Annotated in this window: 14 protein-coding genes; 10 read left to right on the top strand and 4 right to left on the bottom strand. The window is 44.8% G+C overall.

Going from position 1 to position 13,142, the window contains the following annotated elements:
- Positions 1-7 precede the first annotated feature (7 nt).
- The 8 genes from ABIE50_RS05030 to ABIE50_RS05065 all read left to right on the top strand — a co-directional run bounded on the left by ABIE50_RS05030 (position 8) and on the right by ABIE50_RS05065 (position 6,112).
- The gene (locus tag ABIE50_RS05030; protein ID WP_142684173.1) at positions 8-802 is read left to right on the top strand and encodes a segregation and condensation protein A; all 795 of its coding nucleotides are present in this window, start codon (positions 8-10) and stop codon (positions 800-802) included.
- A complete protein-coding gene (locus tag ABIE50_RS05035) occupies positions 795-1,703 on the top strand; it encodes a helix-turn-helix domain-containing protein (RefSeq protein ID WP_209855230.1) in 909 nt (302 codons plus the stop codon). Before ABIE50_RS05030 ends, ABIE50_RS05035 begins: the two co-directional genes overlap by 8 nt.
- A 104-nt stretch (positions 1,704-1,807) precedes the next feature.
- A complete protein-coding gene (locus tag ABIE50_RS05040) occupies positions 1,808-2,680 on the top strand; it encodes a pirin family protein (protein WP_209855228.1) in 873 nt (290 codons plus the stop codon).
- Positions 2,681-2,715: 35 nt separating this feature from the next.
- On the top strand, positions 2,716-3,243 hold the full coding sequence (locus ABIE50_RS05045) for a YceI family protein (RefSeq protein ID WP_142684170.1): 528 nt from the start codon (positions 2,716-2,718) through the stop codon (positions 3,241-3,243).
- 221 nt (positions 3,244-3,464) lie between these two features.
- On the top strand, positions 3,465-3,875 hold the full coding sequence (locus ABIE50_RS05050) for an OsmC family protein (RefSeq protein WP_079469807.1): 411 nt from the start codon (positions 3,465-3,467) through the stop codon (positions 3,873-3,875).
- Between the two features lie 179 nt (positions 3,876-4,054).
- Positions 4,055-4,768, top strand: coding sequence for a pirin family protein (locus ABIE50_RS05055; RefSeq protein WP_209855226.1), 714 nt, complete (start codon positions 4,055-4,057; stop codon positions 4,766-4,768).
- Between the two features lie 120 nt (positions 4,769-4,888).
- On the top strand, positions 4,889-5,602 hold the full coding sequence (locus ABIE50_RS05060) for an HAD-IIB family hydrolase (protein ID WP_209855224.1): 714 nt from the start codon (positions 4,889-4,891) through the stop codon (positions 5,600-5,602).
- 132 nt (positions 5,603-5,734) lie between these two features.
- Complete coding sequence (locus tag ABIE50_RS05065; protein ID WP_142684167.1) at positions 5,735-6,112, top strand: hypothetical protein; 378 nt, start codon at positions 5,735-5,737, stop codon at positions 6,110-6,112.
- Here ABIE50_RS05065 and ABIE50_RS05070 read toward each other — a convergent pair whose 3' ends face one another.
- The 3 genes from ABIE50_RS05070 to dxs form a co-directional block, all read right to left on the bottom strand.
- Positions 6,113-6,964 carry a PAS domain S-box protein gene (locus tag ABIE50_RS05070; protein WP_209855222.1) on the bottom strand — a complete coding sequence of 284 codons (852 nt, stop codon included), beginning with the start codon at positions 6,962-6,964 and terminating at the stop codon, positions 6,113-6,115.
- 80 nt (positions 6,965-7,044) lie between these two features.
- A complete protein-coding gene (locus tag ABIE50_RS05075; RefSeq protein ID WP_209855219.1) occupies positions 7,045-8,091 on the bottom strand; it encodes a 2Fe-2S iron-sulfur cluster-binding protein in 1,047 nt (348 codons plus the stop codon).
- An 81-nt stretch (positions 8,092-8,172) separates the two neighbouring features.
- On the bottom strand, positions 8,173-10,098 hold the full coding sequence (dxs, locus tag ABIE50_RS05080; RefSeq protein ID WP_209855212.1) for a 1-deoxy-D-xylulose-5-phosphate synthase: 1,926 nt from the start codon (positions 10,096-10,098) through the stop codon (positions 8,173-8,175).
- A 222-nt stretch (positions 10,099-10,320) separates the two neighbouring features.
- Between dxs and ABIE50_RS05085 the strand changes: the two genes are divergently transcribed.
- Positions 10,321-11,349, top strand: a complete 1,029-nt coding sequence (locus ABIE50_RS05085; protein WP_142684163.1) for a sensor histidine kinase — start codon at positions 10,321-10,323, stop codon at positions 11,347-11,349.
- A gap of 91 nt (positions 11,350-11,440) precedes the next feature.
- A complete protein-coding gene (locus tag ABIE50_RS05090) occupies positions 11,441-12,169 on the top strand; it encodes a LytR/AlgR family response regulator transcription factor (protein WP_142684162.1) in 729 nt (242 codons plus the stop codon).
- Between the two features lie 83 nt (positions 12,170-12,252).
- On the opposite strand, the gene ABIE50_RS05095 is transcribed toward ABIE50_RS05090, so the two are convergent.
- A complete protein-coding gene (locus ABIE50_RS05095) occupies positions 12,253-13,008 on the bottom strand; it encodes a phosphoglycerol geranylgeranyltransferase (RefSeq protein WP_142684161.1) in 756 nt (251 codons plus the stop codon).
- Positions 13,009-13,142: the final 134 nt, after the last annotated feature.

The raw sequence follows: 13,142 nt of genomic DNA on the forward strand, positions 1-13,142 counted from the left end.
ACATTACGTGAGCGAACAAGCACCTGTCTATAAGATCAAATTACCGCAATTTGAGGGTCCTTTCGACCTGTTGCTGTTCTTTATTGAACGTGATGAACTGGATATCTACAATATCCCCATCAACACCCTCACACAGGATTTCCTGGACTATATTCATCATATTGAATCGCTGAATATTGAACTGGCCAGCGAATTCATTCTCTTTGTATCCACCCTTATGCGTATAAAGGCGAAAATGCTGTTGCCCCGCAAGGAACTGGATGAGCAGGGAAATGAAATAGATCCCCGGATGGAACTGATAGACAAGATACTGGAGTATAAGCGCTATAAACTGGCAGCTGCAGAACTGGCCGAAATGGAGGCCGACCGTATGCTGTCTGTAAAGCGGGGAAATATCGCCAAAGAACTGGCGGAGATCGGGGAACTGACCAGTGAAGGTACCGAAGTACAAACCCTTACTCTCTTCAAGCTGACAAAAACCTTTGAAAAGGTGATGCAGCGCATGAAAGAGCGTGATAACAAGCCCCAGCACGTTGTATACAAGTATGATTATACCATGGAAGGCTCCAGGATGTATATGGAGGAGCTGGCAAGGGCGGAGCGTACTTTATCTTTTGAGAAAATATTTGATCACTGTAAAGACCGGGTGCACGCCATTTTCCTGTTCCTGAGCATGCTGGAACTGGTGCAGATGAAGCATATGGGTATTATGGTGGGAGAAGGCAGAAATAATTTTATCATTGAATACATTGATCCTTCCGACAGGGAGGAGGAACCCGCAGGAACTTTAATAGATGGCTGAGAAACGTGAAAATATAGGAATTGTATCCTTACCGGAATACTCCCACGCAGACCCGGGATTTGTGGTGTCTGGCCTGTGTGAATTAGGCGACAGCTTTTTTGACCAGATAGGCGTGCCCCACCGGCACGACTTCTACACCATTTACTGGATCAAGAAGGGCAAGCTGTTGCATACTATTGATGCGGTTACCCACGAAGTAAAAAAGAACACACTTTTTTTTGTGGCGCCCGGCCAGGTGCATAACCTGCAGGCCACCGATAAAATAGACGGATACATGATCGCCTTCCGTGATGCCTTTATGTGTTTGAAAGATCAGACACAGGTATCCGGTATTAATTCAGGTTTATTTTTCAACAGCCAATTCAGCAGTGTAATTCATATTGATGATGAACAGGAAAAAGACATTGATGCTATTGTGCGCCTGATGCTGAAAGAGCTTACCCTGCGCGAGCCTGAATATGAAATGGCCCTGCATGGCCTGCTGCGTTACTTTCTGGTGCTGGCTTCCCGCATAAAGGGAGAGAATGTAGCCATCAGCCCGGAACAGCATGCTGCCCATAACAGCTCTATCTTCCTTAAATTTAAAAACCTGATAGAGGAAAAATACCAGGCATTAAAGACGGTGTCTGATTATGCCGGGCTTTTACATATCAAACCCGTGTTGCTGAATGAGATCAGCAAGCAGTTGTCCGGTATTACCGCCGGTGAGCATATCCGCAACCGGGTGATCCTTGAAGCACAGCGCTACCTGTATAATACCGATCTTACAGCAAAGGAAATTGCCTATAAACTGGGCTTTGATGATCCGCATTATTTCAGCCGCTTTTTTAAAAAGTATACCAACCAGAGCCCTTCTGAATTTAAAGAGGCTTCCCGTACTTCTGTAAGCCCTTCGGCCTAAATTTTCCGCAATTTTTAAAAAAAGTCCATCAGCGGGAGAGTTTTATCCATTCTTAAATGGTGTTGCAACATGTATTTTTGTGTTGTCTTAAGGAGGCAAACAATATGAAAACACAAAAACATGTAAGCCAGATCGTAATTGCGGCTGCACCACATATGGTGGGCGACGGGTTCAGGGTACAAAGTACGCTCCCGGGCGGGACACGCTCCGAAGGTAACAGGATCAGTCCTTTTATCATGATGGATTATGCGGCGCCCAATTATATTCCACCGAGTGTAAGGCCCAAAGGTGTTGGCGAGCATCCGCATAAAGGTTTTGAAACTGTTACTATCGTATACCAGGGGGAACTGGAGCATCGGGATTCAACCGGTAGCCATGGTTCATTGTTCCCGGGCGATGTTCAGTGGATGACCGCTGCCGGCGGTATTTTACATGAAGAAAAATACAGTGACGCATTCAGCAGACAGGGCGGGAAAGCAGAGTTTGCCCAGTTATGGGTAAATCTTCCCAAAGCATTTAAAAATAATCCTCCCTCCTATCAGAATCTTACCAAAGCAGAAATACCTGTGATCAAGGTAAGTGAAGAAGGATATGTGAGAGTGATCGCTGGTGAGTATAATGGAGTGAAAGGAGCTGCCAGTACTTTCTCCCCGGTAAATGTGTATGATATCCATCTGAAGAAAGATGACAGGATCTCCATGAACATACCGGAAGGTTTTAACACTGTAGCGGTAGTGTTCCAGGGAGAAGCAGATGTGAATGGTCAGTCGCTGAAAGGTGTGGAAACTGCCTTGTTTGAAAAGGAAGGCACAGAAATAACCATCACTGCGCTGAAAGATACCGCTATGCTGGTGTTGAGCGGTGAGCCGATCGATGAGCCCATTTTTGCATATGGCCCGTTTGTAATGAATACAGAAGATGAGATCAGGACAGCAATAGATGATTATAATGCCGGTAAAATGGGTGTATTAAGCTAATTAAACATTTAATAATACTAAAAAAACAAAGTTATATGACAACCTGGAAAATTGATGCTTCGCACAGTGATGTGCAATTTAAGATCAAACACCTGATGATTACGACCGTAACCGGTCAGTTTGCAAAATTTGATGGTACCATGCAAACCGTTGATAACGATTTCAGTACTGCCAACATCACTTTTGAAGCAGACATCAACAGTATTTCCACACAGAATGCGCAGCGTGATGCTCACCTGCAAGCCGCTGATTTCTTTGAGGCAGAGAAATATCCCAAGCTCACCTTCGTGTCTAAAGAGGTGAAGAAAATAGATGCAGATACTTTTAAGCTGGTAGGTGATTTAACCATCCGCGATAATACCCGCCCTGTAGAGCTGAATGTTGAATTTGGTGGTGAAGTGGTGGATCCGTATGGCCAGACTAAAGCAGGATTTGAACTGAGCGGTAAAATCAACCGTAAAGATTTTGGTCTTACTTTCCACGCTACTACCGAAACCGGCGGTTTATTGCTGAGCGATGAAGTGAAGCTGCTGGCGAGCGTGCAGATGATAAAACAACAATAAAATGGATGGCTTTGACAGAGCCGGATAAGATAAGGTATTAAGAACTGACAGCAATAATATAAGAATCAATTGCCAGGAACCATGTATAGCTGCACAGGAAACTGTGCAGCTTTTTTATGCGCTTTGGCCGCCCGGGTAGCTCCGGCGTTTTTTATTGCCGATTAATTTGTAATTTGGGCCTCCGCACTGATTTTTCTAACAGGAAAAAATAAAAATTAAACATGAAAAGATTTGCATCTGCCAATTGGCAAGGTACCGGTAAAGAAGGTAAAGGCACTTTAACTTCCCAGTCAACTGTGTTAAACAAGACCCAGTACTCTTTCAGCAGCCGTTTTGAAGATGGCATTGGTACTAACCCTGAAGAACTGATTGCTGCAGCACATGCCGGCTGCTTTACCATGAAACTGAGCTTTGTGATCACTGGCGCCGGTTTTACACCTGGTAACATTGATACCAAATGCACTATCACCCTGGATAATGGAGCTATTACCACCAGCCACCTGGAAGTAACTGCCAGCGTGGAAGGCCTGGATGCCGCCAAGTTCGCTGAATTCGTAGCGGATGCAGAAGCTAACTGCCCGGTGAGCAAAGTGCTGAACGCAACCATTACCACAGATGCGAAACTGGTGTAAATAAGCGCCTGAAATCGTTACTGCGTTACGGATTTTTCATATGCATACTGTTTTTTTGGAAGCAGTTACCGCATTGAAAGATCCGTATTTTTTTGTCCACGTTTTTCAACATATGATCCATTCCCGGCGCCTTTGTTTATAGCGATATTTGTACTGTTAAAAACAAAGGAGATCTTGTTATGAAAAAAGTTATTCATCGTGCAGATACCAGGGGATATGCCAACCACGGCTGGTTGAAGAGTCATCACACTTTCAGTTTTGCCAATTATTATGATCCCAACAGGATTCATTTTGGCGCATTGCGTGTGTTGAACGATGATGCTGTAAAAGGCGGAATGGGTTTTGGCGCGCATCCTCACGATAATATGGAAATTGTATCCATTGTGCTGAACGGGGAGTTGGCACACAGTGATAATACCGGTAATAAAGAAGTGATCCGTAAAAATGATGTGCAGATTATGAGTGCCGGCACAGGCGTTGTTCACTCAGAATTTAATGCGTCTAAAACAGATGATGTGAATTTCCTGCAGATATGGATAATACCTAAAGAAAGGAATGTGACACCCCGTTACGATCAGAGAACATTTGATCCTGCCGCCCGTGAAAACGCTTTACAGGTGGTGATTTCACCAGATAAAAACGCAGGTGGGCTCTGGTTGAACCAGGATGCATGGTTTACATTGGGTAAATATGAAGCCGGTAAAAAACTGGATATTACAGCAAAGGCACCCAACATCGGCAGCTATTTGTTTTTGCTCAGCGGTGAATTAAAGGTAGATGGAGAAACATTAAGCACACGTGATGCGATCGGGTTATCTGAGTATGATAAAGCAGATATTGAAGTGGTCAAACCGGCAGAGTTTTTGCTGATAGATGTGCCAATGCTGAACTAATCATACCGTTATCTACTAACCCAATATATCTAAAGGAAGATCAGTCGTTTCGGCTGGTCTTTTTTTTATATTTTTATCGGCATCTGCATTCATTGAAATTTTTAAAGTCACCCGGGAATTATGTTATTAGCTACAGATCTGGACGGTACATTTTTAGGAGGTACATCAGAAGATAAAGAGAAATTATACAGTTTATTGCAGCAGCAAAAGGAGATACAGCTGGTATTTGTAACCGGAAGAGGAATACGCAGTGTGTTGTCGTTACTGGAAGATAATACTTTGCCACGGCCTGAATATATTATCTGTGATGTAGGCGCTACCGTAACGCACCTGCCTACGTTAACTGCGGTAGAGCCGGTGCAATCGGATATTGCAGCCAAATGGCCGGGAGAACAGGTGAGGGAAACCCTGAAAACAGTAAGAGGATTACTGCACCAGGAAGCGCATCAGCAGTACCGCTGTTCTTACTATTATGATAACAGCACAGATATAGACAGTGCGCGTGAAATAGCTGCCTCATTGCAATGCGACCTGGTTTTATCTGCCGGTAAGTACCTCGATATATTACCTGCCGGAGTGAACAAGGGATTTACACTGAAACAGTTGTTACAGGTGCTGGCATTGCCGCATCAGAAGGTGCTGGTGGCCGGCGATTCCATGAACGATTACTCGATGTATGAAACCGGGTTCAAGGGTGTGGTAGTAGGTGATTCGGAGCCCGAATTAGTAGCCCGTACTGCAGGAATGCCGCACGTATTGCAGGCACAGCGGCCTGGCGCCGGAGGAATTCTGGAAGCGATGGATTTTTTTCCTGAATTCGGAATTTATCTGTAAAAAGTGGAAGCAGAATAGAAAAAGATTGTACCTTAGAACAGGTCTTTTCGGATAAAAAATGGCTATTGACAACAACGTTTGGTATGATGAATAGTTCTTTAATCATCATTTAAATTGATAAATCAATACACCATGGAAATTACAACTCCCACCGAAGAACTGCACCAGCAGTTAAATTCCTGGAAAGAAGAAGTAAACGAAGTAAGAAACGAAGTAAAAATGATGCGGGAGCGGCTGGAACAGATCGCGCTCAGCAAAGCTTCCAGGGATGTAATGACACAGGTTGAACATTTTGAAAACCGTTTACTGCGTGAACGTGAAGTAGCGGATGAATTGCATCACGACATTAAGCAATGTGCCAAGAGAGTAGCCAATACTCCGGTAACAGTGATACATGACGACCGGCCCATTGATGACTTTCAGACCATACAGCACCGTATGGAAATTTTCAGAAAATTATATTTATCCTTAAAGGAAGAGTTCAATCAATTTATACCTTGCGAGGTATAGTTACTGGAGGGCTTTTACTTTATGCTCAATTTTATGAATGATCTCATCCAGCTGAAGGGTGGATTCATGCAGCCATTCCATGAGCTGGGTGTTGAGATGCAGATCCCGGTTGCTTTTATCGAACAGGTCGGCAATACTGAGTATAGATACTACCGGGCGGCGTATTTCATGTGAGTTGATCCAGGCAATTTCTTTTAACGCTTTATTTTGTTCTTCAAGCTGGGTGGCTTGTTTTAGGAGCCTGTCGTGGGTAAGCTGTGCCTGCTGCTCATAGCGCATGCCAAGCTCACGCGCCTCTTTCACTGCTTTCATTTGTGCATCCACATCCCTGGCCATAATAAAGCGGGCGCTTTTGCCATAATAAGTGGCAGGAAGAGAGTAGATCTCTACGAAGAAATTAACACCGTCCTTTTTACGGTGTTTCCAGATACCCCTGTATTCATCGCCGCTGCAAAATTCTGCAGCGTTTTCCATGAACAGCGGTATGTCTTCCTGATTACGTATATCCTTTAACGTTAGTTGCAGGAATTCTTTTTTGCTGTAACCATATTTTTCAGTGGCCGCATTGTTAACAGATAAAAAGCGCATGGTAGCTTTTTCATAGATCCACATAGGGATGGGGTATTCATTGAAGAGTTGTTCAAACTGAAGGGAGTGCTTATCAAATAAGAAGGTAGTAATGAGTAACAGGGCAAATACACTGCAGAGAACCACTATATTGAATGATAGTAATAGTGATGATGGATGGAATGTATGTGTAAGAAGCAGGTAGCCGTTTGTTACAATAACTACAAGCAGCAATAACAGGCAGATAATTTTTATTGGGGCATTCCGCATCACCTGATTTTCCACATAATTTAGCTAAAATTTTAGCAATCGAAAAAATAATATCAGATCCTTATGATTGATACTATTTTTTACATTATGTGATTTTATAATTCAAGGATTATCTCATCGCTTGCAGGGTACCCTACACAGGTAAGCACCAGGCCCTCGGCCAGCTCTTTGTCTGTAAGCACCTCATTGACGGGCATCCATACTTTGCCGCTTACACATTGGGCTGTACAGGAACCGCATACCCCGCCTTTGCAGCTGTAAGGCAGTAATACATCGTGGGCAAGCGCATAGCTCAGGATAGTTTCGTTACCGGGAACAGCGAGCTTATATTCTGCATTACGATAACGGATGATTACCTGTTTCGGATCGTGATCCTGTGGCAGCCGTGTTTTAGCGATCCTGGTATCCGTATTTACCACGAAGTTCTCTTTGTGCAGCTGGGCTTCAGCGAAGCCCATAAATGTGAGTGTGAGCAGGATAGTACGCATGTAATCGGGGGGGCCGCAAAGGAAGAACTGTGCATCTTCCCGGCGGTAACGAAGATGTGCATTTACCAGTTGCTCCAGTAAAATATTGTTGAGCCTTCTGTAGGTATGAAGACTATCAGGATCGTTACTGAAGAGCCATATACATTCAAATTGGCTGGGGTAGCGGCTTTGCCAGTTTTGAAGCGCTTCACGGAAGATAGTTCTTTCCGGTGTGGTATTGCTGTAAATCAGTTTAACATGGACATTTTCCTCCGTTGCAAGTATATGTTTGAGCAGCGAAAACACAGGTGTAATACCGCTTCCTGCGGCCAGCAGGAAAATATCTTTCCTGGTATTGTCAGACTTTTCATAGGTGAACCTGCCGGATGGTTCGAGGGCGGTAACAATATCGTTTACTTTCCAGTTGTGAATAAGATGCCGTGATATTTCTCCGTTTTCTTTTTCGCGTATTGTTACAGAAAGATAGGGATCCACGCCTGGTGTGGAGCTGAAAGAATAGGAGCGCCTGTATTCTTTGTTATTAAGGGTGATGAGGAAAGTGAGGAATTGCCCTGCGAGATATACCAGTGGTTCCGGCGATGTATTTTCCAGCTTATAAGTATAAGTACCGGGTGTTTCGCGTATGATCTCCGTTATCCTGAGCTGAAAGTACATGGTATAAAAAAGTTTAGCTATTCCGCTATTCAATTTCCGGGAAATCAAATGGCTGAATAGCTAAATAACTAAATTCTTTTATTAAATGGTGACAGTAATTTTTTCTTTCAGCATATCCCTGGTGGCGCTTGCAATACCGGCTGCATCGTAACCACATTCGCGGTATAATTCTTCCGGCTTACCGTGTTCCACAATTTTATCAGGAATGCCTAATCTTCTGACAGCTGCCTTATAGTTGTTGGATACCATGAATTCGATAACGGCGCTGCCAAAGCCTCCTGCAATGGTGCCATCTTCAACAGTAATTACTTTGTCGAACGACTGGAAAATATCATGTAACATGGCTTCATCCAGTGGTTTTACGAAGCGCATATCGTAATGAGCGGGTTGTAGTCCGTCTCCTACAAGTTCTTTACATGCTTCCGTCACGAAGTTACCGGTGTGCCCCAGGGAAAGGATAGCGATATCTTTTCCGTCACGGATTTTGCGGCCTGTACCTGGTTTGATCGCCTTAAATGGTGTACGCCATTCCGGCATTACGCCCTGACCGCGTGGGTAACGGATTACATAGGGCTGGTCATTTTCCGGCAATTGAGCGCTGTACATCAGGTTACGGAGCTCTTCCTCGTTCATGGGAGCGCTAATGATAACATTGGGAATACTGCGCATATAGGCAATATCGTAGGCGCCATGATGGGTAGGCCCGTCTTCTCCTACCAGTCCGGCCCTGTCGAGGCAGAATATCACTGGTAGCTTTTGGATGGCCACGTCGTGTACGGCCTGATCAAAGGCGCGCTGGAAGAAGGAGGAGTAGATGTTGCAGAAAACGCGCATGCCCTGGGTGGCCATTCCGGCCGAGAGTGTAACCGCATGTTGTTCGCAGATGCCCACATCAAATGCCCTTTGCGGCATTTTCTCCATCATAAATTTGAGGGAGGAACCGGAAGGCATGGCTGGAGTGATACCGATAATTTTATCGTTTTGTTCTGCAAGCTCAATGATGGTATGGCCAAAAACGTCCTGGTATTTAGGAGGTTGGGGGCTGGTAACCGGTTTTTTGAATATTTCGCCGGTGATTTTATCAAAAAGGCCTGGTGCATGCCAGGTGGTCTGGTCTTTTTCTGCGAGGGCATAGCCTTTACCTTTGGTGGTAACAATGTGCAGCAGCTTCGGACCGGGAATATCTTTCAGATCCTGGAGGGTATCGGCCAGTTTTGTGATGTTGTGGCCATCGATGGGGCCAAAGTAGCGCATCTTCAGTGCTTCGAAGAGGTTGCTGGATTTTGACACCACGCCTTTGAGGCTGGCTTCCAGTTTGGAGGCCATGTCGCGGGTAAATTTCTTTCCTACAGGTAATTTTCCAAGCAGGTTCCACACATCATCCCTTACTTTGTTATAGGTGGGTGAAGTGGTGATATCTGTCAGGTATTCTTTCAACGCGCCCACATTAGGATCTATGGACATGCAGTTGTCGTTCAGGATGATCAGCACATTAGCGTTTGCCACGCCTGCGTGATTAAGGGCTTCGAATGCCATACCGGCGGTCATGGCGCCATCGCCGATCACTGCAATATGCTGGCGGTCGAACTCCCCTTTATAGTGGGAGGCCATTGCCATACCAAGGGCAGCAGAGATGGAGGTAGATGAATGGCCTACGCCGAAGGTATCGTAACGGCTTTCATCCCTTTTGGGAAACCCGCTGAGGCCCTTGTATTTCCGGTTGGTAGGAAATGATTCCCGGCGCCCGGTAAGGATCTTATGTCCATATGCCTGATGCCCTACATCCCATACCAGTTGATCGTATGGGGTATTAAATACATAATGCAAAGCGACTGTTAGCTCCACTACACCGAGACTGGCAGCAAAATGGCCACCATGCACACTTACCACATCAATAATGTATTGACGCAGCTCCTCACATACCTGGTGAAGCTGTTCTTTACTCAGCTTTCGCAAATCAGCGGGATATTCTATCTGGCTCAACAGTTGACCTGCCTTAATATTCATAATTGGGCTCAGGGTTTATATGAAGTAACAAAAATACATAAAAATAAGTGGTAAATAGTGTAACTATGACAGGAAAATAGGTCCGTTCCGTGATATCTCACCATTCAGATACAGTCATCTGCCATTTACCTTTTCTGATTCACCATTTATAACATTTAGGTTTCTGCAGGGGGCGCTGTAGGGTATTTTTGGAATATAGGTGAAGTTTACTAATTTGATTGAATGTTTAAACAAATAAACAAATATTGGTGGTGCCAGATATTGGGGTGGTCGGCATATTTTCTGATCAATGTTTTCTTCGCCTTTTCTGTTTACAGAAAAACGTCACCGGACGCGGCTTATTATCTGAACCTGGTAATTTTTGTTTTATTCGGATTTATAGCCACCCACCTGTTCCGCAACCTCATTCACAGGTTTGCGTGGGTGAACTATAATTTTGAGAACCAGATCTTACTGTTTATCGGGTTAATGACGGGGTCTGGACTGGTATCGTATATCGGCTATTACTTTTTTGGGATATACCTGTTACACTTATCGGATACGCCCATCCAGGTGGGGATTGTGGGTTCTTTCCTGATCACTACCATCTGGTGGTTTCTTTATTTTATCTGGCATTATATCGAGAGGAACCGAAGGTCGCAGGTGGATCAGCTGAAGCTGGAAGCTACGGTGAAGGAGCTGGAGCTGAAAACGATCAAGGCGCAGCTCAACCCGCATTTTATTTTTAACGCGCTGAACAGTATCCGGGCGCTGGTAGATGAAAACCCTCAAAGGGCAAGAACTGCCATCACAGAGCTTTCCAACATCCTGCGAAGCTCTATGCAAACGGAGAAAGCGGAAACCGTGAGCCTGGAAAATGAATTGAATATAGTAAAGGATTACCTTGCATTGGAGCATATCCGTTTTGAAGAGCGGCTGAGTGTAAAGTATGAGATAGACCCGGATACACTGGAATTGCAGGTGCCGCCGATGATGTTGCAAACATTGGTGGAAAATGCCATTAAACATGGTATTTCCCGGATTGTCAGGGGCGGGTCGGTGTATATTCAGTCTTCCCTGAAAGGGATGCAGCATGTGATTACCATTGAGAATACCGGCCAGATCGTAGAGAACGGTATGAACGGGCACGGGTTTGGTTTACAAAGTACCCGGCAGCGGCTGGGTCTTTTATTTGGAAGCAGGGCTTCCTTTGAAATCAGGAATAAAGATGAGCAAACGGTAGAAGCTACCGTAGTGATGCCTTTGCTCTGAATCGCTTGTTATAAACTGCTATGGCCGGATAAACCGGTTGTAGCAACTATTTTTAAATCAATTAAATCATCAACCAAACTTCATATTGCCAATGAAAAAAGCATTGATAATAGATGATGAACGCCTGGCCAGGAGTGAATTGAAAAAATTACTGGCAGATCACCCGGAGATAGTGGTGGTAGGAGAAGCTGTGAACGCGAAGGATGGTATAGAAAAGATAGAAACGCTCCATCCCGACTTACTGTTCCTGGATATCCAGATGCCCGATAAAACGGGTTTTGACCTGTTGGCAGACCTGGAGAAAACGCCGCAGGTGATTTTTACTACTGCATATGATGAGTATGCGCTGAAAGCATTTGAGTACAATGCGCTGGACTACCTGTTGAAACCGGTAGAGCCCAAGCGGCTGGCAGATGCCATTCACAAGCTGCATCAGCAGGATGAGAAAGACCGTATGGCTGCCAACGGAGGTATCCGTTCCCTGTTGTCTGAAAACGACCAGGTGTTTGTGAAAGATGGCGACAGGTGCTGGTTTGTGAAGTTGCAGGAGATCCGGCTGTTTGAAAGCGTGGGTAACTACGCCCGGGTGTATTTTGAAACAAATAAGCCGTTGATCCTCAAATCATTGAATGCATTGGAAGAAAGGCTGGATGAGCGTACCTTTTTCCGTGCAAACCGGAAACATATTGTGAACCTGCGGATGATCGAGAAAATTGATACTTACTTTAACGGAGGCTTGTTGCTGGAAATGCGCGGGGGCGAAAAAATTGAAGTAAGCCGCAGGCAGGCAGTGAAGTTTAAGGAAATGATGAGCCTGTAAGTTCTTGTTACCAGCTAATAAAGACGAATGACAGCAGATTCCTTGCTGTCATTCGTCTTATATCTTACAATTCATTTATTTTTTTATGCTTTCACGGGAACAGAATGCACTGCATCTGCCAGTTCCTTAATGAGGGAAAGGTCTTTCTCGATAGCGTTACCTACTACGAGGATATCAGCACCCGCCTTACAATTCAGGTAGGCTTTTTCCGCATCCCTGATACCACCTCCTACTATGATGGGAGCCTGTACCTGGCTGGCTACGCGGCTGATCATACTTTCCGTAATGGGTACACGGGCGCCGCTGCCGGCATCCATATAAATCACCTTCATACCCAGCATCTCGCCTGCAATGGCCGTGCACATGGCTATATCCGCCTTGTCGGCCGGGATGGGCATGGTATTACTGATATAAGATACGGTTGTAGGTGCTCCACCGTCAATTACCATATAACCGGTAGAAATAACTTCCAGGCCGCTTTTCTTCACAGCCGCCGCGGATACCACGTGCTGGCCGATCAGTAATTCGGGGTTTCTGCCGGAAATTACAGACAGGTAAAGCAGGGCATCAGCATATTTTGATACCTGTGAAGGGCTTCCGGGGAATAATACAACGGGAATGTTGCAGCTGGCTTTCAGCTGTTGCACGCAGTCATCAAGATGATCGGAGATCACCAGGCTACCTCCAAGGAAGATATAATCAACTTTGGCAGCCGTGCATTTATCTGCAATCTCTATGATTCCGGCAGGTGTAACCTTATCGGGATCAATTAAAACCGCGAATGCCTTTTCCTTTTTAGCCTTTCTTTCGATGAACGAAGTGTATATGTTATTGTACATCAATAGCGCATTGTTCCGGTTGTCGCAAATGTATAATATTTTTGTTAATAACACACATTGCTAAATAAATATGCATTCAATTCATTTTCTATTCATGAACTAAATGATACCTAGCTGATTATGTGGCGCAACTG

It is taken from the genome of Chitinophaga sp. OAE865 (genome assembly GCF_040546735.1).
GTDB classification, from domain to species: Bacteria; Bacteroidota; Bacteroidia; order Chitinophagales; family Chitinophagaceae; genus Chitinophaga; species Chitinophaga polysaccharea_A.